This is a genomic window from Streptomyces sp. NRRL F-2580 (assembly GCF_000720115.1).
Classification (GTDB): domain Bacteria; phylum Actinomycetota; class Actinomycetes; order Streptomycetales; family Streptomycetaceae; genus Streptomyces.
The window spans coordinates 133,878-152,171 of sequence record NZ_JOIR01000002.1; the positions used below are offsets into that span (position 1 = coordinate 133,878).

Genomic DNA, 18,294 nt, shown 5'->3' on the forward strand with positions numbered 1-18,294 from the left:
GAGCGTAGGGAGAGGCCTGGTTACCGAACGGATACCGGCCTACGGTGTGGATCATGAGCCAACCCGCGCCCCTGGACCCGGAGATGTTCGACCCCGTCTGCCCGTCCCCGCTGGTCCCGTTCCGGATCGGCGACAAGTGGGCCACGCTGATCCTGCGCTGCCTGGAGGGCGGCCCCCGCCGCTTCTCGGAGCTCAAGGTCCCGCTGCGCGGCATCACCGCCAAGTCCCTGACGCAGTCGCTGCGCGGTCTGGAACGCGACGGCTTCGTCACCCGCACCGAGTGCGACACCCCCGAGCGCCGCGTCGAGTACGCCCTCACCCCGCTCGGCCGCGGCCTCCTGGGCCCGCTCGACGCGGCGTGCGAGTGGACCCGGGAGCACTGGGACGAGCTCATCGACGCCCAGGAGGCCGCCCTGGCCGCACCGTCCGCCCTGGCCGCACCGGCGGCTCAGCCCCAGGTGCGGGAGCAGAGCACGAGCCGGTAGCCGTCCGGGTCCTCGATGGTGACTCCCCACTCGTCCCAGTACGGGTTGTGGGCGGCGACCCGCGTCCCGCCGTGCTCGACGAGCCGCTGGACCAGGGCCTCGTCGGGCGTCGCGCCGAGGTAGAGCACGAAGAGGTCGTCGACGGTGGGCACGGGCAGGATCGGGTTCGAGGCGTCACGGGTGAGCTCGAAGTGCCAGCCGCCGCCGGCCGGTCCGACCATCAGCAGGTCGTGCTCCCCGGGCGCGCTCCCGGTGGTGCGCCACTGCACCTCCAGGCCGAGCCCGTCGACGTAGAAGCGTTCGGCGGCCTTCAGATCGAGTGAGGGCCGGGCGACACGGACGTGTGTACGTGAATCGATCATGCGCGGCAGCGTACGAAACCCGGGCGTGGCACGGGTAGTTCAGCCACGCCGAAGCTTTGGCCAGTAATTGCCCGAGGCGGGCCGTGTCCGAATTCCGCTTGCGGCCCGGCACCCGGGTCCCGCCTGCGCGGTACGGTCCAGCCGCCGATTCCCTTGGCCCCGGGCGGACGGCGAGTATCAGCCACATGGCGTCTGACCTGCGAAAATGATGATGCCGGGCTCGATCTTGCGGCCTACGATCGACCCTCACTCACATGGGGGAGACACATCATGAACAAGAACCTTTTCCGCGCCTCCGCGGTCGCCGCGGCCGCCGTCGCCTTCTCGGGCGTCATCTCCGTCTCGCAGTCCGCCAGCGCGGCGCAGACCTGCTCGACGGCCGTCGCCAACGCCCGGATCGACGCCATGCCCGGCATCATCCCCGAGGCCCAGCTGAACGTGCCGACCTGCGTCGAGGTGCTCCCGGACAACAAGGTCCGCGGGAAGGCGACCGTCAACTGGGAGTTCATCAACGACGGCCAGTCCGACATGACCAGCAAGCGCTACACCTCGTTCAAGGTGACGACGCGGCTGGAGAGCCGTGTGCCGGGCGGCACCGACGTCGTGGTCACCAGCAAGACCTGTGACCTCACGGCCAACATCAACGCGGCCCCCATGAGCGCCTTCGCCTGTCTGACCCCGTCGGCCACCTTGGACCCGAGCAAGCAGTGGTCGGGCGACGCGACGGTCGTCTACGACATCGAGGGCGACAACAAGGGCCCCATCACCTGGCAGCTGACCGGCTCGCCGCTGATGAGCTAGTCACGTCGCCCGTACGGTCGGCATCCACGGGCGGGCGGAGCTGCTTGGGTGGGCGCGTCCCACCCAAGCGCTCTAGCCCGCCGTGATCCCGCCGAGGAAGACACCCCAGCTCGCGGGCGTCACGGCGAGCTCGGGGCCGGCCGTCACCTTGGAGTCCCGGATGTGGACCGTGTCCGCGCAGGCGGCGACCTCGACGCAGCTGTCGCCCTCACTTCCGCTGTGGCTGCTCTTGAACCACCGGAGCTGGGAGCTGTTCACAGGGATCCTCGCAATCGCATCAACAGGGCCCTGCTGTCCGCAGGATTGAGGGCCTGGATGCGAAGTTTGGCATACCGCTGATGGAGGACGCTGACGGCTTTCGGGTCAGAGATGACCTGGCCCGTCTTTTGTCCTTCGCTGTACCCCAGCCATTCGTGCTCATCGGTTTCCAGGAGTTGAAAGGGGCCGTCGGTGCCCGCGTGATCCGGGCTGACCGTCGGCATGATCTGGACGTCGACGTTGGGGAGCCTGCCGCACTCCAGGAGGCGGTCGATCAACTCCCGTGTGACCTCCGGGCCTCCCGTCTGCCGCTCGATCAGCGCCTGCTCGATGATGAAGCTGAAGAGGACGTACGGGGTGCGGAGGAGCAGTTTCTGCCGTTCCATGCGGGCTGCCACACGGGCGTCGGCCTCCTCGGGAGTCGCCAGCGGCGGGACGTTGTCGATGAGCGCGCGGGCGTACGACTCGGGTTGCACCAGCCCAGGCACAGACCGGCACTCGTACGTATTGAGGGTGACGGCGCCCTCCTCCAGCTCCGCCCACCGCCGGAACCAGGACGCCAGCCCCCGCCGCCGTGACAGCCGCTTCGCCGCGATGTCGATGACACCGAAGGTGTCCAGGACGGCCTCGGTCTTGCTGATGAACTTCCGGGACGGGTGGCGGCGGCCCTGCTCGACCGAGCCGACGTACTGGACCGAGTAGCCGATCTTCAGACCCAGTTGTTCCTGCGTCACGCCCGCCCGTTTGCGGGAGGCCTTCACCGTCTCGCCGAAGCTGCGCAGGTCGTCGTCCGGTTCGACCTCGCCGTCACCGCTGTCGTCGGCACTCACCATGGCGGTCACCTCCCCGACAGGAATGTTCACGCACGGTGACTCTCACTGTCCAGGGAGTGGACTCGTACAGTTGGTTTGTACGAGTCCGGGTGGTGTTGAACCGCCCAGGCCAGGCGGGACGTTGGCGCCATGACCACACCCCCTGGCTCCGCGCCGGCCCTCGTACGCGTGTTCACTCAGCGTTTCAGTTCCACCCGGCGCGGCGCCCGCCTCGCCCGCCAGCTGGCCCTCGTCGAGCTGCACGACTGGGGGTTTCCCGAATCCACCGGGCTGTCCGCCGACGCGGGGCTGCTCGTGGCCGAGCTCGCCGCCAACGCCGTCACCCACGGCAGGGTGCCCGGGCGGGACTTCGAGCTCAAGCTGACGTTGCTGGAGAACGCCCTGCGCGTCGAGGTGTCCGACGCCCGGCGTGACCGCCGCCCCACCCCGCTGCCGCACGCCTACCAGGCCGAATCCGGCTACGGCCTCCGTATCGTCGAGGCCCTCGCCGCCGGCTGGGGCGTCACGGACCGGCTGATCGGCAAGACGGTCTGGGCCGAGCTGGCCCGCCGGGCCGGGCCGCGGCCGTAGGCGCCGGGCGCCCCCGGGCGGTCAGGACCGCCAGCGCGGCGCTTCGTCGTCCGGGGTGTCCGGGCTGGCGAAGTGGAACGGTACGCCGAGGTGGGCGGCCAGGGCGCCGCCCGCGCGGGTGGCGGCGGCCGCCGAGGGGTGCTGAGGGCCGGTGTCGGCGCCGTCCAGGGCGCGTACGGCCGTGCCCCAGTAGATCGTGGCCAGGCACTTCTCCCCGGCGGGCTCGTCCGTGATCGCCAGCAGGTTCACGAACCAGTCGTGGACGGTGTCCCCGTCCCAGACGGCCTCGATCGCCACCACGCGGCCGCCGATGCCGCGCGCGAGGGCGGAGAGCGAGTCCAGGTCGAGGGGCGAGTCGGGCGTACGGGCCACTCGGTCGCCGAAGTGCAGGTAGCGCAGGTGGACGATCTCCTGCGCCTCCCGCAGACCGATGCCGTGGGGGCGCCCCGCCTCCCACACGAGCCGGACCGCCTGGAGGCTGCTGTCCTGCAGGACGTAGCCGTCGGCCTGCGTCCGTATCCCGGCCGGGAGGGCCTGCCACTGGCTTTCGGCGTCCGTTCCTCGGTTCGTCATGGCGTCATGATCAGCGCGGCGGGCGGCGGCCGTCGAGGGGATTTCGGCGGGCTACTCCCGCGAGGGCCGGGGCGGACCGTACGTGCGGCGGTGCAGCTCGGCGATCTCCTGGTCGGAGCGGCGGCGCTGACCGGCCGTGAACATCGTGCCGCCGATGAGGACGAACAGGCCGCCGGTGATGCCCAGGCCCAGCGGGTCGAGGGCGCGGCTGCCGGTGGTCTCCATCCAGGGGTCGAGGCCGCCGAGCCGGTCCTTGAAGAGGACGACGTGCCCGCCCGGCGTCACCTGCGCGTAGCAGTTCCGGATGGCGTCGAGCTCGTGGCTCTCGCCCGACGGCTCGACGACGCGGCAGGAGAAGCGGGAGTCACCCTTGGAGTTGGTGTACTCGCGTGACTCCGCCACCACCGCGTCGACCCGTTCGCCGAGCAGCTTCAGGTACGACTCGTTCAGGTTGGACCCGGCGAAGACGCCGAGCGCCATGGTGCCGAAGCCCACGAGGGTGGCGGCTCCCGCCCGGTTCCAGTTCGAGCCGGCGACGGCCGCGCCGAGTCCGGCCGCGGCGAGGACGACGAGCACGCCGACGTACAGCAGGCCGTACGGGAACTGGGAGACGAAGCCGCCCAGCGTGCCGCCCCCGGCGATGAGCGCGGCCCAGAACAGGGAGTTCCGTGTGCGCCGGGCCCGCGGCGGGCCCGCCTTCCCCATGGGCCCGGATGCCCGGGCCGCTGTGCCGGCCGTGTCCATGTCGCTCTCCTCCGAGCCCCCGTGTGCGCTCCGCCCGAGCCTATGCGGCGGCCGGGCGGGCGTGCCCGGAGGGCCCAAGGGCTCAGAGGTACTGGGCGAACTCGTCCAGGGTGCGCAGCACCTGCGGCTTCGGCGCCGAGGGCAGCTGGAGGACGACCTCCTCGATGCCCAGGTCGGCGTAGTGGCTCAGCTTGCCGGGGCTGGGCCGGACGGCGTACGGGACCACCTGGAGGGACTTGGGGTCGCGTCCGGCGGTCTCCCAGACCTGGCGCAGCACCGGGAGCGTCTCGGTGAGGCCGCCGCCGCCGATCGGGAGCCAGCCGTCGGCGTGGTCGGCGATGGCGGCGAAGAGCTTTGGACCCGCCGCGCCGCCGATCAGGGTGCGGGGGCCGTGCAGGGGGACGCCGGGGGCGAGTTCGCGGGGGGCCTGGACCGGCTTGGGATGGGCGCTGCTCGCCTGGACGGAGCAGTACTGGCCGACGTACGCCGTGGGCTCCGGGGCCCACAGGGCGCGCATCAGGGCCATGCGGTCGCGGACCAGCTCGCGGCGGGTGGGCCACTCGACGCCGTGGTCGGCGGCCTCCTCGACGTTCCAGCCGTAGCCGATGCCCAGGGTGAAACGGCCGCCGGAGAGGTGGTCCAGGGTCGCGACCTGCTTCGCGAGGTCGATCGGGTCGTGCTGGGCGACGAGGGTGATGCCGGTGCCGAGGTGCAGGCGCTCGGTCACGGCGGCGGCCTGGCCGAGGGCCACGAAGGGGTCGAGGGTGCGCCCGTACATCTCGGGGAGTTCGCCGCCCATGGGGGCGGCGGTGTCGCGGGCGACCGGGATGTGGGTGTGCTCCGGGAGGTAGAGGCCGGAGAAGCCGCGCTCCTCCAGGCTGCGGGCCAGGCGTACCGGGGAGATGGTGCGGTCGGTGAGGAAGATGGTCGTGGCGATCCGCATGGGTACTGGCACCTCCGAGACGTGGGACCCGCAACGGTACGGGCTGGACCCGCGATTGTTGAGGGGGCGTCAGGTGGCGGGGGCGAGCTTCGGCCGTACGCCCGCCGTGCGTCAGCCGCGCGGGTACCGGGCCAGCCAGCCGGAGGAGGCCTCCGTGGGGCTGTGGAGGCTCGGGCCCTGGGTCATCTCCAGGGCGAAGTCCTCGGCCATCTCCAGCAGCGTGGCGCGGCCTTCGAGCTCGGCGAGCCAGGCGGCCGGGAGGGCCGTCTCGCCGTGGAGGGCGCCGAGCAGCGCCCCGCACAGGGCGCCGGCGGCGGTGGAGTCGCCACCGTGGTTGACGGCGAGGCGCAGGCCGTGGGCGATGTCCTCGGCTACGAGGGCGCAGTAGACGGCGACGGCGAGTGCGTCCGCGGCGTCCGGGCCGCCGGTGTGGGGGCCGTGGCCGTGGGGGGCGTGGGCGTCGGGGCTGCCGGCGTCCGGGCTGTCGGCCGCCCGGCCCAGGGTTTCGACGGCCCGGGGCCCCGGCGAGCCCTGGGTGACGGCCGACAGGGCGCGCTGGAGCGCGTCCGTGACGGGCTGGTGGCCGGGGCGGCCGCCCAGCAGCCCCAGGGTCCGCTGGACGGCCGCGTCGAGGGAGTCGCCGCGGGTCAGGCCGTGGACGATGACGGCGAGCGCGCCGGCCGAGAAAAAGGCGGTCGGGTGGCCGTGGCTCTGCGCGGCGCACTCGACGGCGAGCTGGAGGACGAGGGCCGGCTCCCAGCCGACCAGCAGCCCGAAGGGGGCCGAACGGGTGGCGGCGGCCGCGTCGCGGGCGGCGGGGTTCTTCGGCTGGTCGAGGGTGCCGAGGACGTCGTCGGCGAAGCCGGTCAGGCAGGCGCGGGCCGGGCCGCGCCGGGCGTAGAGCCACTCCTCCTGCGCGAGCCAGCCGTTGTCCTTGCGGCGCTCGTCGGGGCCCCAGTCGTTCTGCGTGGCGGCCCAGCGCAGGTACGCGCGGTGGATGTCGGTGGGCGGGTGCCAGGCGCCGGTGTCCCGGCGCACGTGGGCCCGTATCAGCCCGTCCACGGTGAACAGGGTGAGCTGGGTGGCGGCGGTGACCCGGCCGTGGCGGCCGTGGGCGGGCGCGGTCAGGCCGTCGGGGCCGTGGGCCTCGCGGATGTCGTCGAGGGTGAGGCGGGCGAGGGGCGCGCCGAGGGCGTCGCCGAGCGCGGAGCCGAGGAGCGTGCCGCGGACACGGCTGCGGAAGTCCTGCTGCTCGATGCGGCCCCACAGCCCGGTGACGACGGCACGCGCGAGCGTCCGCCCCTCGCCTGCGGCGGGCTCGGCCACCCCCTGCCCCGCGGGCCCGGCTCCGGCCGCGGGCGCGGGCCCGCGCCCGGCGGTGCCGTCGCCGGTCCCGTGCCCGGCCACGGCAACGGGCGCACCCGTGTGCCCGGTTCCCGCCGCAGGCGCGGTCGGTCCGGCAGGGGGGCCGGCCGCGGGCCCGTGTCCGGCGGGGCCGGCGGGGCCGGCAACGGGTGCGGCCAGGTGCCCGGTTCCGGCCGCGGCTGCGGGGCCGTGCCCGGCAGGGCCGTCGCCGGCCCCGTACCCGGCGTCGCCAACGAGTGCACCGGTGTGCCCGGTTACGGCCATGGGCGCGGCGGCTCCGGCCGCCGGCCCGTGACCGGCGGGGCCGGCGTCGCCGAAGGGCACGGCCGGGTGTCCGGTTCCGGGGCCCGCCCCCTGCCCTGCGGGCCCGGCGGCGAACCGGGCCCCGTACCCGCCGGAACCGGCTACGTCCAGGGGCGGGGGGCCGGCCGGGACCCCGGGCGGGGGTCCTGCCGCGGGTTCGGAGCCGACCACCGGCGCGGCGGGTACGCCCGCGGGCCCGGCTACGCCCATGGGCGCGGGCATGTGTCCGGGTCCGACGGGCCCGGCTGCGGGGTGAGCCGCGGGCTCGGCGAAGGGCAGGGGTTCTGCCGCGGCTCCGGCTACGCCCATGGGCGCGGGCAGGTGTCCGGGGCCGAAGGGTCCGGGTCCGGCTGCGGCGACGAACCCCGCCACCGGGTCGGCCGGGAATTCGGCTGTGGGTCCTGCCAAGGCTCCGGGGGTGAACCCGGCGCCGGGGCCCGCCGCGGGCTCGGCGGCGGGTGCGGCGAGGGGCGGGGGGCCGGCCGGGAATCTGGCCAGGGGGCCCGCCGCGGCCGGGCGGCCCGGCAGGGCGTGTCCGGCTTCGGGTACGGGCCCCGTTCCGCTGTTCGTACCGATCACTTCGTCCACCCCCGGCACCGCGCTCCCCGCTGACCACTCCACCCGATGCCCGGCGCCCGGCACTGCACTCGTACCCGCCGCGCATGCGAAAGCCTCACCGTAGTGGACAGCTTCGATCGAATCCGGAAGTGGTTCGCCAAGAGGCCCGTAAGTGATCAGAGAACGGCCAGATCACCAATATTTCCGGCCGCCCCTCTGGCTCATGACACGTTTTGCCACTTGCCGTCGAACCGGTTGGTTTCGGCCATGCCTCGGCTCCGCCTCCTTCCAGACCCTGCCGAAGACCCCCGACGAGGCCGTCAAGGCCAGGGTCGACGCCGAGAAGGCGATGGTCAGCGGCGACGGCGGCAAGAAGGCGTACACCCAGGTCTTCGACGGGATGCGCAACGACCGCAGCCGCTCCGTCCTCTTCCACTGCACCGCCGGCAAGGACCACACCGGCTCAAGAAGGACCTGCTCGTCGGCTGACCGCCCCCAGGAGCGTGCGCGGGCCCGGCCGGACGCCACACCGGCCGGGCACCGCGCGCCGCCGTCAGTCCAGTACGGGCAGCAGTTCCGGCAGGTGCCCGTCCGAGGCGCGGGCCGCGTCCTGCCGCTCCCGCGGCACCTCCCCGTACAGCGTCGTACGGGCCTTCGCGGGCCGCCCGGCCGCCTCGGCGACGGCGATCAGGTCCTGGACGGACTTGTACGAGCCGTAACTCGACCCCGCCATCCGGGAGATGGTCTCCTCCATCAGGGTCCCGCCCAGGTCGTTCGCCCCGGACCGGAGCATCTCGGCCGCGCCCTCCGAGCCCAGCTTCACCCAGCTCGTCTGGATGTTCGTGATGTGCGGGTGGAGCAGGATCCGCGCCATCGCCGTCACCGCACGGTTGTCGCGGACCGTCGGGCCAGGCCGGGCGATGCCCGCCAGGTACACGGGCGCGTTGGTGTGGATGAAGGGGAGCGTCACGAACTCCGTGAAACCACCGGTCTGCTGCTGGATCCGGGCCAGGGTGCGGAAGTGGCCGAGCCAGTGCCGCGGCTGGTCCACGTGCCCGTACATCATGGTCGACGAGGACCGGATGCCGAGCTCGTGCGCCGTCGTGATGACGTCGATCCAGTCCGCCGTCGGCAGCTTCCCCTTCGTGAGCACCCAGCGGACCTCGTCGTCGAGGATCTCGGCCGCCGTGCCCGGGATGGAATCCAGCCCCGCCTCCTTGGCCGCCGTCAGCCAGTCCCGTACGGACATCCCCGTCCGCGTGGCCCCGTTGACGACCTCCATCGGCGAGAAGGCGTGCACGTGCATGCCGGGGACCCGCTCCTTCACCGCGCGCGCGATGTCGAAGTACGCCGTCCCGGGCAGGTCCGGATGGATGCCGCCCTGCATGCACACCTCGACCGCGCCGACGTCCCAGGCCTGGGCCGCGCGGTCCGCGACCTGGTCCAGCGACAGCGTGTACGCGTCGGCGTCCGTGCGGCGCTGCGCGAACGCGCAGAAACGGCAGCCGGTGTAGCAGACGTTGGTGAAGTTGATGTTCCGCGTGACGATGTAGGTGACCTCGTCGCCCACGACCGACCTGCGCAGGTCGTCGGCGATCCGGCACAGCGCGTCGAGGGCCGGGCCGTCCGCGTGCAGCAGCGCCAGCGCCTGCGCGTCGGTCAGCCTCGTCGGATCGTCCGCGGCCTGCGCGAGGGCGGCGCGCACGTCGGTGTCGATGCGCTCGGCCACCATCCCGGGAGCCGCCGCCTCGCGCAGGGCGTCCCAGTCGCCGTAGACGTGGTCGAAGTCCTCGCGGCGGTCCCCGGTGCGGCCTTCGGAGTCGATGGTGGCGTGCAGGTCGGTGCGCCCGTAGGCGACGAACCCCTCGTCGGGCTCCTGCCAGGGCCGCCCCTCGACGGTGGCCGTCTCGTCGGCCAGCCCGGTCTCCGGGTCGGCCAGCGCCCGTACGTGCGGCAGCAGCCGCGGGTCCAGCCACGGCTCGCCGCGCTGCAGGAACTCCGGATAGATGGTGAGGCGTTCGCGCAGCTCGAAGCCGGCGGCCCGGGTGCGCTCGGCCAGCTCCTCGATGTGCGGCCACGGGCGCTCGGGATTCACGTGGTCGGGGGTCAGCGGCGAGACCCCGCCCCAGTCGTCGATGCCGGCGCCGATGAGCAGCGCGTACTCGGCGTCCACCAGGTTCGGCGGGGCCTGGATCCGCGCGCTCGGGCCCAGGATGTGCCGGGCGACGGCGATGGCGGCGGCCAGCTCCTCCAGCTCCGCGTCCGGCATGCCGCGCATGGCGGTGTCCGGCTTGGCGCGGAAGTTCTGGACGATGACCTCCTGGATGCCGTGGTAGCTGCGCTGGATCCGGCGGAGCTCGAAGAAGGCCTCGGCCCGCTCCTCGTACGACTCGCCGATGCCGATCAGCACCCCGGTGGTGAAGGGGACGTTCGAACGCCCCGCGTCCTCCAGCACCCGCAGCCGTACGGCCGGTTCCTTGTCGGGGGAGCCGTGGTGGGGGCCGCCCGGCTCGGACCACAGGCGGGTGGCGGTGGTCTCCAGCATCATGCCCATGCTCGGTGCGACAGGCTTGAGGCGCTGGAGGTCGGACCACGACATGACGCCGGGGTTGAGGTGCGGGAGCAGCCCCGTCTCCTCCAGGACGCGGATCGCCATGGCGCGGACGTAGGCGAGGGTGTCGTCGTAGCCGTGCGCGTCGAGCCACTCGCGGGCCTCGGGCCAGCGGTCCTCGGGACGGTCGCCGAGGGTGAACAGCGCTTCCTTGCAGCCCATCGCCGCGCCCTGGCGGGCGATGTCGAGGACCTCGTCGGGGGAGAGGTACAGGCCGTGGCCGGCCTTGCGGAGCTTGCCGGGCACGGTCACGAAGGTGCAGTAGTGACACCGGTCGCGGCACAGCCGGGTGAGCGGAATGAAGACCTTGCGCGAGTACGTGATGACACCGGGGCGCCCGGCGGCGGCGAGCCCGGAGTCCCTTACGCGTGCGGCGGACGCGGCGAGGTCCCGCAGGGCCTCGCCGCGCGCCTGGAGGAGCACGGCCGCCTCGGTCGCGTCGAGCGCGACGCCGTCTCGCGCCCGCCGGAGCGCGCGGCGCATCGCGTTGTCGGTCGGAGCGTCACTCGGAGTGGTCATGAGCCGAGCATACGATCCGACGTTCCGGTGGTGGGGCGGCGGTGGAGTGGCTCATCTCATCAGCTCACCGGCGTTGACCAGCAGAGACTGGCCGGTTATCGCCCGCGCCCGGTCGCAGGCGAGGAACACGGCGGCGTCGGCGACGTCCCCGTCGGTGGCGAGATCGGGCAGCGCCATGCGCTCGGTCAGCCGCGCGTGGACCTCGGCCTCCGGGACGCCCTCGGTGTGGGCGGTGAAGGTGACGAAGGCCTGCACGGGCGGCCCCCACATCCAGCCGGGCAGCACGGTGTTGACGCGGATCCGGTGGGGGCCGAGCTCGCGGGCCATGGAGTACATGGCGGAGGTCAGGGCCCCCTTGGAGGCGGCGTAGGCGGCCTGCTGCACCTCGTTGGGCGCGGCGACGGCGGACTGCGTCCCGATGATGACCACCGAACCCCCGCGCTCCTTGAGCGCGGGCAGACAGGCCCGGGTCATCCGCAGGGTCCCCAGCAGGTTGACGTCGATGATCTGCTGCCAGGTCCCGAAGTCGGCGTCCTCCAAGCCCCCGAAGTACGAGTCCCAGGCGGCCACGTGCACGACGGCGTCGAGCCGGCCGAAGCGCGTGAGTGCGAGCGCGGCGAGGGCCTCGCACTGCCCCTCGTCGGAGATGTCGGTGGGGCGGTACGCGGTATGGGTCCCCTCGGGGTCGATCTCGGCGGCGGACTTGGCGAGGTTCGCCTCGGTCCGCGCCCCGAGCACGGCGTTCCCCCCGTCCCGCACGACGGCGGCGGCCACCTGGTGCCCCAGCCCGGCCCCAACGCCGGAGACGATGACGGTCTTCCCTCGCAACAGCATGACGGACCTCTCCGGACGGCACGGCACATCTGACGGTTCGTCAGGCTACGGCGCGGGCGCGGCGGTGTGAAGGGGTGCGCGGCGCGCGCTCACGCCGCCGCAGCGAGCAAGCCCCGCACACGCGCCTCCGCGATCCGAAGGAACCCGGGAGGAGCTTCGCCCGGGGCGATGCCCTCCGTGTCGACCCGGCCCAGCAGGCGGGCCATCGGGCGGTTCATCTCCATCCGCCATCCTCCTCTTTAAGCGGCGGAGCCCCGTCTTGATGCCGGCCCGGAATCGCGTAAGGTCGCTCACCGCTCTACAGAAGGCTGCTCGGGTCATCGGGGGTGGATGGATCCTGAATCCTGCATCAATCGATGCCCTCGGAAGCCTCGAGAAACTTCTTCCGGTCACGTTCGATGTATGGCGAAAGATCGCTGAGTAGGTGCAGGATCTCCCGCATTTCCCTGGCGAGGTCAGGGTGCGCGACCCAGGTTGCCGCTTCGCGGGTGAGTACCGCCGACAGCAGGTCATCGTCATAGAAGCCCCCATCGTTCTGGGCTGGTGCCGTTTCGCGGAGAATTTCAAGTGCGCGGGGAAGCGTCCACCGTAGCCCGACATCCTGTCCAATGAGGCGCCCAAGTTCGTACGCTGTCAGCCCGCCAACCGGGCGCCGCCGTAGCCCGTGGACCGTTTTGACCAGACTGGTCGACTCGGCCGGCGGATCAGGCCAGCTGTCCCCTTCGAGTTCTTCGAGGGTGCGGCTGGCTTCGGGGTTTTTGTTCATTTGCGTCCTTCACATGGGCGGGAGCTATCTATGTCCGATTGAATGAAGGAAGCCATTTAGGCGATCAAGCATTTGAATTGCTTCCTTCCGTTTGTTTATCAGTACCTCGAGTCCGCGGTCGGTGATGGAGTCCGGGAGATTGGAAATCTCACGCTCCAGCGTCCTCCTTACGTGATCGAGTCCGTTTCTGGCCTGGGTTAGGTCGGCGATGTGATCAAATGGTGTTCCGTCCTTCTTTCTCGCTACGACCTCTCCGCCGGCCTCTCTTCGCGCGGCATCGTAGTGATTGTGATTTGGTTGGGAGTTGATTTCCCCTACCGGGTCTGCCTTTATGTTTTCTAGCTTCTCTATCGCGCGCTGAGCTGCATCGCTCAGCCCCAGCTTGGGGCACGGCGTCAGGCCCAGGGGATCCGACCACGTGTGGGGATTGTGGACGTACGTGGCCGGGTTGGGGGCCGGGGCCAGGCCCAGGGGGTCCGGGGTGAGGTAGCGGGCCGTTTCGGGGTCGTACGTGCGGAAGTAGTTGTGGTGGAGGCCCGACTCGGGGTCGAAGTACTGGCCGGGGAAGCGGAGGGGGGTGTAGGCGGCGGCGTCGCGGGTCCAGGCGGTGGAGCCCCAGAGGGTCGAGCGGGCGCGCCAGGCGATCTCGCCCGCCTCGTCGACCAGTTCGCGCGGGGTGCCGATGAGGTCCGTGACGATGGCGAAGAAGCGGTCGTCCGTGGTGCCGAGGACGCGTTCCGCCTGGGTGAGCGGGTGCAGGCCGTGGTGGGTCCAGGTGAGGGTGACCGGGCCGGCCGTCTGCTCACAGAGGGTGGTGCCGTCCCACGTGAAGAGGGTTTCCTCCGCCACCTCGCCGGTGGGCGCGAGGCGCTGCTTGGCCGTGCGGCGGGACAGGGCGTCGTAGCGGTAGCGCCAGCGCGTGCCGTCCGGGGTGGTGACCCCGGTCAGGCGGTCCTCCGCGTCCCACTCGTAGTGCCAGGTGTCCGGCTTGCGCGAGAGGCGGGTCTTCTGCCGGAGGGTGACCCGGCCGAGGGCGTCGTGTTCGTAGCGGACCGAGCCGGCGCGGGTGATGCGGGTGCCGGTGTACGAGCGGTCGCCCCGGGCCTCCGCGCCCGGGTGACGGGACGGCCAGGAGGCGGCGGTCTGGTTGCCGGCGTCGTCATAGGCGTAGCGCTCGGTCCAGTCGGTCGCGTCGACCGCGGTGACGCGGGCCGCCGGGTCCAGGGTGAAGGTGCGGGGACCGGCGAGCGCGTCGTCGATCGCCGTGAGGGCGCCGTCCGCGCGGTAGCCGTACCCGCGGCGCTGGAGGGTGCGGCCGTCCCGGCCGACGAGGTGCTGGTCGGTGAGGCGCCCGACCGGGTCGTAGGCGTGGGCCAGGGTCAGGTCCGGGCCGATGGCGCGGGTCAGCTCCCGGCCCGCGGCGTCCCGCTCGAAGGTCAGGGTGCGGCCCGACGCGCTGAGGGCGCTGCGGCGGCCGGCCGCGTCGTACGTCCACTCGGAGAAGGCCCCGGCAGGCGTGGTGCGGCCGGCTCCGCGGCCCGCGGCGTCGTAGGTGCGGGTGAGGGTGCGCCCGTCGACCGTCTCCGAGACGACGCGGCCGTACTGGTCCCGTACCAGCGCCAGCGTGGTCCCGTCCGGCGAGACGGCCCGGGCCAGCTCGTCGAAGGCGTCGTACGCGTAGGACGTGACGCCGTCCGCCGTCTCCTTGCGCAGGAGGAGGGAGAGGGCGTCGTGCGCGTACGTGGTCGTGGCGCCGAGTGCGTTCGTACGGGAGACCAGGCGGCCCGCGGCGTCGTAGCCGTAGGTCAGGGTGCGGTCGTCGAAGTCCGTCTCGGAGGCGAGACGGCCCGCCGAGTCGTAGGCGTAGGTCCAGGTCAGGCCCTGGGGGTTGGTGACCGAGGTCAGGCGCAGCTCGGTGTCGTGGGTGAAGGAGTAGCGGACGCCGTCCGGGCCCGTCCGGGCGGTGAGGAGGTCGAAGTCCCCGTACTCGGAGAGCGTCACCCCGCCCACCGGGTCGGTGTGGGAGGTGCAGTTGCCCTCGCCGTCGTAGGTCCAGGACTCGGTGCTGCCGTCGGCGGACTGCCGGTGCAGCAGGCGGCCCTCCACGCTCCAGGTGAGGCGGGTGGTGTGCCCGAGCGGGTCGGTGACGGTGATCGGGCGGCCGAAGGCGTCGCGCGTGTACCGGGTCGTCGCGCCCAGCGGGTCGGTGATCTCCACGGGCAGGCCGGCCGGATCGCAGCGGACCGTGGTGACCGCACCCAGGGCGTCCGTCACCGAGGCCAGGTGACCGCGGACGTCATAGGTGAAGCGGTTCGTCGCCCCGTGCGGGGCGGTGGCGGAGGTGCGGTTGCCGTGGCCGTCGTACGTCGCGCGGGTCACCCGGCCGTCCGGCTGGGTCACCGTGACCGGCAGGCCCAGCGCGTCGTACTCGGCCTGTACCTCGCGCCCGTCGGGGCGGACCACCGTGGTGAGCCGCCCCTGCTCGTCGTAGACGTAGCGGGTCGTGTGGCCGAGCGGGTCGGTGCGGGTCAGGAGGTGGTCGTACGCGTCGTGCGTGAACTGGGTGACCGCGCCCGTCGGGTCGATTTCCGCGGTGATCCGGGCGCGGTCGTCGACCAGGTACCGGGTCGCGTGGCCGTGGGAGTCGGTGTAGGTGGTGGAACCGTCCCCGTAGGCGAAGCGGACGTCGAGGTGGCCGTTGGCGCCGGACTGGGCGACGCAGCGGTGCTGATCGTCGTAGACGTAGTCGAAGTGGCGGTCGTTGGTGTCGGTCCAGGAGGTGATCCGGCCGAGTTCGTCGTAGCCGAACCGGAGCGGGCGGCCGGAGGAGTTGGTGACGTGGGTGAGGTGGCCGTCCGTGTACGCGTAGCGGAGCACTTCGGTGCCGTCGGCGAGCGCGAGGCCGGTTATTCGGCCTTCCGACGAGCTGAGGCGCAGCTCGTAGCCACCACTGTGGGACAGGGCGGTGGGCGTGCCCGTCTCGTCGTACGCGAAGGCGACCCAGGCGCCGCCCCGGTCGTCGAGCTGGCTGAGGAGGCCCTCGTCCGTGAAGTGGCGGACGAGTCCGGACTCGGGGTCGGTGACCGTGTATCCACCGTCCGCATCGAGGACGAGCGGCCAGCGCTGACCGTGGCCGGGGAGCACCGGAGTTCCGGGCTCCGGGTGCGGATAGGCGAGCAGGCTGCCGTCCTCCCGTACGAGGATCACGCCTTCCTCGTCGATCTCCAGGCGCTGGTCGACCGTGGACGCCCACGTCGGACCGAACCAGCGGCCCGCGCGGTACGAGGACTCGAACGTACGGGTGAACACGAGCGGCAGCGAGCCCGGGAGGACCAGGTCGGTCTGCGGCAGGACCATCCGGCCCGTCGCGACGTCGACCGGATCGCCCTTGCACTTCAGGTCCGCCTTGCGGCGGGCCACGGCCTCGGCCTCGGCCTTCGTGGCCGCCCGCGCGGCGCCCGTGCTCGCCGCTTCCTCGGCGAAGCGGGCGCCGGCTCGGAGGGTGGGCAGGCCCTTCGAGCCGATGAGGTCGGGAAGGAGACGGCCCTTGAACTCGCTGGGGTCCGCCATGTAGCTGTCGATCAGCGGGCCGGGGATGCGTTCGGGGTGGGACGCCGTGGAGACGAGACCGGCCAGCGTCATGGTGAAGTTCTGCTGGAAGTCGGCCGGGTGCGTCAGGTTGTACGGGTCGAACGGGTTCAGGCTGCGGGCGAAGTTCAGCGTTCCCGCCGCGCCCTTGGCCACGCCGCCCGCGAGGTGGGTGAGCTCGACTGCCTCCGAGCCCGCGTAGTCGACCAGCCCGGCCAGGAGCCGGTCCTTCGCCGGGGGCTCGGCCGGTGCGTGCTCCATGGCGGCCTTCAGGGTGCGCTCGGCCGTCGCGGCGGCCTCGTCGCGCTGTCTGCGGGCCTCGTCGAGGATCTCCTTGGCCCGCTTGCGGGCGGCCTCACCCGGGTCGGCGCCCTCCACCGGCACCGGACCCGGATCGCGGCCGGCCTTCGACGCCGCCTCGAAGGCGTCCTCCTTGGCGACATGTGCCTCGTGGGCGTCCTTCGTCGCCTTCACCGCCGCCTTGTGGAGCGCGATCGCCTCGCCCGCCTGCTTCTGTGCCCACTCCACCGTCTCCGCGTACCGGGTGAGCGCGCCGCTCGCCGACTCGCACGCGTCGGAGGCGCGCAGCCAGTCGGTGGGGTGCATCGCGAACTTCTCGCGGAACGTGTCGGCGGCCTGCCCCTTCCACCGGCCCGAGTCCAGGGCCCTCATGCCCTGCCCGACCCGTTCGAAGGCGGCCTGGAAGTCCGTGAAGTGCTTGGCGGACGCCCGGATCGCCGACGGCTTGCCGTGGACCAGCTCGTCCGCCTGCTCGCTCTGGCCGAGCTCCTGCTCCGGTACCGAAGCCCCGAGACGGGAGGCGACGCCGTCGCCGAAGTCCTCGACCTTGTCGGCCCAGTCGTGCGCGCCGACTTTGTCGAGTGCGCCGCCGACCTCGTCGGTGGCCCGGTCCACCCCGTGACCGATGACCTTCTTCGCCGAGTCGACCCCGTCCCCGATCTTGTCGAGTCCCTTGTCGACCAGGCCGCCCCAGTCCGTCATCAGCCCTCACCACCCGGCTGCGGCTCGGGTGCGGGGCCGACCATGCCGTCCACCAAGCCGTCCATGTCATCGCGCAGGCCGACGGCGTCGAGGATCTGGTTGGACAGGAGGATGTCCGAGCTGTTGACGTCCCGGACGGCCGTCTTCCAGGCCTCGTTGCCGTTCTTCGTGGCCTCGTCGAAGGACTCGGGGCCGTAGTCGGCGTCCCGTATCTGGGTGATCGGGTTGTCGGAGAGGACCTCGCCCCAGTTTTTGTCGATGACGTCCTTCTCGGAGGCGTACGGATTGCCGAGCGCCGCGTTCGTCACGACCTTGAAGCTCCCCTGGATGTACTGCTCCTGTTCGTGCACCAGGCCCGCCGACAGCCCCACGTTCTTGGCGAACGCGTTCCCCTGCTGCACCAGCGAGCGGACTCCCCAGCCCCAGCGCTCGCAGAACGTGCCCAGTGTTGACGTCAGACCCGCGTGCCCGGTCTCCAGCCCGCTGAGCCCCAGCTCGGTGAAGCCGCCGCCCATGCTCGCCGTGCCCACCGACCCGAGTTCCTTCAACTCGGCCAGGCTGTCCGTGATGCCCTTGGCGATCTGGCCCAACGCCTGCTTCGAGACGTCGAGGTCCGCGCCGTCCCCGCTCACGCGGCCGCCTCCCCGTCGAGCGCCGCCGCGTCCGGGACGATCCCCCGCACGGGCGGGAGCAGCATGCCGTCCGGCCCCGCCGCGTTCCACGCGACCCCGCACGGAAAGTCCAGCGCCGGCACGATCCCGTCGAGCAGCCGCGCGCCGACCACCCGCCGGTACGTCCACGCGCGGTCGCCCTCGGCCCGGGCCTCGGCGAACCTCCCCAACGCCTCCTCGTCGGAGAAGACGCAGATCCAGTCCAGCCCGCCGAATTCGGCCGTCCACAGCCCGCCCCGCGCGTCCAACGGCACCAGGACCACCCGGCTACGGAAGTCCGCCAGCCGCTCCAGCACGGCCTCCCGGGCCTTCGCCACCGGATCGGGCCCCGCCACCGGAGCGGCCTCCACCGAACCGGCGGCGACCACATCCGACGGCCGCGAAGGCCTCGAACTCGCGTGCCGTGCAACGGCATCGGCGCGCAGCCGACCCCACTCCTCGTCGAACCCCACCTGGACCCCCACCCCGTACGTCCTGATCGAACGAACCTTCGCCTGCTGTGGTGAAG

17 protein-coding genes and 1 pseudogene are annotated in these 18,294 nt (G+C 72.3%); 4 read left to right on the forward strand and 14 right to left on the reverse strand.

The window, feature by feature from the left end; translation table 11 throughout:
- Window positions 1–53: 53 nt before the first annotated feature.
- Window positions 54–485 carry a winged helix-turn-helix transcriptional regulator gene (locus tag IF88_RS0102285; RefSeq protein WP_030706831.1) on the forward strand — a complete coding sequence of 144 codons (432 nt, stop codon included), beginning with the start codon at window positions 54–56 and terminating at the stop codon, window positions 483–485.
- On the opposite strand, the gene IF88_RS0102290 is transcribed toward IF88_RS0102285, so the two are convergent.
- Window positions 449–847 carry a VOC family protein gene (locus IF88_RS0102290; RefSeq protein ID WP_030706833.1) on the reverse strand — a complete coding sequence of 133 codons (399 nt, stop codon included), beginning with the start codon at window positions 845–847 and terminating at the stop codon, window positions 449–451. The two genes, IF88_RS0102285 and IF88_RS0102290, sit on opposite strands and share 37 nt — an antisense overlap.
- A gap of 270 nt (window positions 848–1,117) precedes the next feature.
- Here IF88_RS0102290 and IF88_RS0102295 point away from each other — a divergent pair, with 270 nt between their 5' ends.
- The gene (locus tag IF88_RS0102295) at window positions 1,118–1,648 is read left to right on the forward strand and encodes a hypothetical protein (protein ID WP_051836315.1); all 531 of its coding nucleotides are present in this window, start codon (window positions 1,118–1,120) and stop codon (window positions 1,646–1,648) included.
- A gap of 72 nt (window positions 1,649–1,720) precedes the next feature.
- On the opposite strand, the gene IF88_RS0102300 is transcribed toward IF88_RS0102295, so the two are convergent.
- Both IF88_RS0102300 and IF88_RS0102305 read right to left on the reverse strand, forming a co-directional pair.
- Window positions 1,721–1,906, reverse strand: coding sequence for a DUF397 domain-containing protein (locus tag IF88_RS0102300; protein WP_030706836.1), 186 nt, complete (start codon window positions 1,904–1,906; stop codon window positions 1,721–1,723).
- Window positions 1,903–2,739, reverse strand: a complete 837-nt coding sequence (locus IF88_RS0102305) for a helix-turn-helix domain-containing protein (RefSeq protein WP_030706837.1) — start codon at window positions 2,737–2,739, stop codon at window positions 1,903–1,905. The genes IF88_RS0102300 and IF88_RS0102305 overlap by 4 nt, the downstream gene beginning before the upstream one ends.
- Window positions 2,740–2,868: 129 nt before the next feature.
- Between IF88_RS0102305 and IF88_RS0102310 the strand changes: the two genes are divergently transcribed.
- Complete coding sequence (locus IF88_RS0102310; RefSeq protein ID WP_051836317.1) at window positions 2,869–3,309, forward strand: ATP-binding protein; 441 nt, start codon at window positions 2,869–2,871, stop codon at window positions 3,307–3,309.
- A gap of 21 nt (window positions 3,310–3,330) precedes the next feature.
- Here the strand turns inward: IF88_RS0102310 and IF88_RS0102315 are convergent, their stop codons facing one another.
- The 4 genes from IF88_RS0102315 to IF88_RS0102330 all read right to left on the reverse strand — a co-directional run bounded on the left by IF88_RS0102315 (window position 3,331) and on the right by IF88_RS0102330 (window position 6,838).
- A complete protein-coding gene (locus IF88_RS0102315; RefSeq protein WP_030706839.1) occupies window positions 3,331–3,882 on the reverse strand; it encodes a hypothetical protein in 552 nt (183 codons plus the stop codon).
- Between the two features lie 51 nt (window positions 3,883–3,933).
- A complete protein-coding gene (locus IF88_RS39960) occupies window positions 3,934–4,626 on the reverse strand; it encodes a hypothetical protein (protein WP_037805436.1) in 693 nt (230 codons plus the stop codon).
- A gap of 82 nt (window positions 4,627–4,708) precedes the next feature.
- Window positions 4,709–5,569 (reverse strand): TIGR03619 family F420-dependent LLM class oxidoreductase, encoded by an 861-nt coding sequence (locus IF88_RS0102325; protein WP_030706840.1) that lies wholly within the window; start codon window positions 5,567–5,569, stop codon window positions 4,709–4,711.
- Between the two features lie 111 nt (window positions 5,570–5,680).
- Complete coding sequence (locus IF88_RS0102330) at window positions 5,681–6,838, reverse strand: ADP-ribosylglycohydrolase family protein (RefSeq protein ID WP_030706841.1); 1,158 nt, start codon at window positions 6,836–6,838, stop codon at window positions 5,681–5,683.
- Window positions 6,839–8,018: 1,180 nt separating this feature from the next.
- Between IF88_RS0102330 and IF88_RS49540 the strand changes: the two are divergent.
- Window positions 8,019–8,246 (forward strand): annotated as a pseudogene (locus IF88_RS49540) (tyrosine-protein phosphatase); the annotation flags it as partial.
- 102 nt (window positions 8,247–8,348) lie between these two features.
- On the opposite strand, the gene IF88_RS0102345 reads toward IF88_RS49540, so the two are convergent.
- The 7 genes from IF88_RS0102345 to IF88_RS0102375 form a co-directional block, all read right to left on the reverse strand.
- Entirely contained in the window at window positions 8,349–10,925 is a 2,577-nt protein-coding gene (locus IF88_RS0102345; protein WP_030706843.1) for a bifunctional FO biosynthesis protein CofGH, read from the reverse strand.
- 51 nt (window positions 10,926–10,976) lie between these two features.
- Complete coding sequence (locus IF88_RS0102350; RefSeq protein WP_030706844.1) at window positions 10,977–11,759, reverse strand: SDR family oxidoreductase; 783 nt, start codon at window positions 11,757–11,759, stop codon at window positions 10,977–10,979.
- An 89-nt stretch (window positions 11,760–11,848) separates the two neighbouring features.
- Entirely contained in the window at window positions 11,849–11,983 is a 135-nt protein-coding gene (locus IF88_RS48965; protein WP_267884478.1) for a hypothetical protein, read from the reverse strand.
- Window positions 11,984–12,108: 125 nt separating this feature from the next.
- A complete protein-coding gene (locus tag IF88_RS0102360) occupies window positions 12,109–12,525 on the reverse strand; it encodes a contact-dependent growth inhibition system immunity protein (protein ID WP_030706846.1) in 417 nt (138 codons plus the stop codon).
- Between the two features lie 24 nt (window positions 12,526–12,549).
- Entirely contained in the window at window positions 12,550–17,115 is a 4,566-nt protein-coding gene (locus IF88_RS0102365; protein WP_078892657.1) for a putative T7SS-secreted protein, read from the reverse strand.
- Entirely contained in the window at window positions 17,115–17,747 is a 633-nt protein-coding gene (locus IF88_RS0102370) for a hypothetical protein (protein WP_030706849.1), read from the reverse strand. Before IF88_RS0102370 ends, IF88_RS0102365 begins: the two co-directional genes overlap by 1 nt.
- Entirely contained in the window at window positions 17,744–18,250 is a 507-nt protein-coding gene (locus IF88_RS0102375; RefSeq protein ID WP_234323417.1) for a hypothetical protein, read from the reverse strand. Before IF88_RS0102375 ends, IF88_RS0102370 begins: the two co-directional genes overlap by 4 nt.
- Window positions 18,251–18,294: the final 44 nt, after the last annotated feature.

Excerpts from the sequence above, each read along its gene's own strand:
- IF88_RS0102285 (WP_030706831.1), top strand. The coding sequence starts at position 54 with ATGAGCCAACCCGCGCCCCTGGACCCGGAGATGTTCGACCCCGTCTGC.
- IF88_RS0102290 (WP_030706833.1), bottom strand. The coding sequence starts at position 847 with ATGATCGATTCACGTACACACGTCCGTGTCGCCCGGCCCTCACTCGAT.
- IF88_RS0102295 (WP_051836315.1), top strand. The coding sequence starts at position 1,118 with ATGAACAAGAACCTTTTCCGCGCCTCCGCGGTCGCCGCGGCCGCCGTC.
- IF88_RS0102305 (WP_030706837.1), bottom strand. The coding sequence starts at position 2,739 with ATGGTGAGTGCCGACGACAGCGGTGACGGCGAGGTCGAACCGGACGAC.
- IF88_RS0102310 (WP_051836317.1), top strand. The coding sequence starts at position 2,869 with ATGACCACACCCCCTGGCTCCGCGCCGGCCCTCGTACGCGTGTTCACT.
- IF88_RS0102315 (WP_030706839.1), bottom strand. The coding sequence starts at position 3,882 with ATGACGAACCGAGGAACGGACGCCGAAAGCCAGTGGCAGGCCCTCCCG.
- IF88_RS39960 (WP_037805436.1), bottom strand. The coding sequence starts at position 4,626 with ATGGACACGGCCGGCACAGCGGCCCGGGCATCCGGGCCCATGGGGAAG.
- IF88_RS0102325 (WP_030706840.1), bottom strand. The coding sequence starts at position 5,569 with ATGCGGATCGCCACGACCATCTTCCTCACCGACCGCACCATCTCCCCG.
- IF88_RS0102345 (WP_030706843.1), bottom strand. The coding sequence starts at position 10,925 with ATGACCACTCCGAGTGACGCTCCGACCGACAACGCGATGCGCCGCGCG.
- IF88_RS0102350 (WP_030706844.1), bottom strand. The coding sequence starts at position 11,759 with ATGCTGTTGCGAGGGAAGACCGTCATCGTCTCCGGCGTTGGGGCCGGG.
- IF88_RS48965 (WP_267884478.1), bottom strand. The coding sequence starts at position 11,983 with ATGGAGATGAACCGCCCGATGGCCCGCCTGCTGGGCCGGGTCGACACG.
- IF88_RS0102360 (WP_030706846.1), bottom strand. The coding sequence starts at position 12,525 with ATGAACAAAAACCCCGAAGCCAGCCGCACCCTCGAAGAACTCGAAGGG.
- IF88_RS0102365 (WP_078892657.1), bottom strand. The coding sequence starts at position 17,115 with ATGACGGACTGGGGCGGCCTGGTCGACAAGGGACTCGACAAGATCGGG.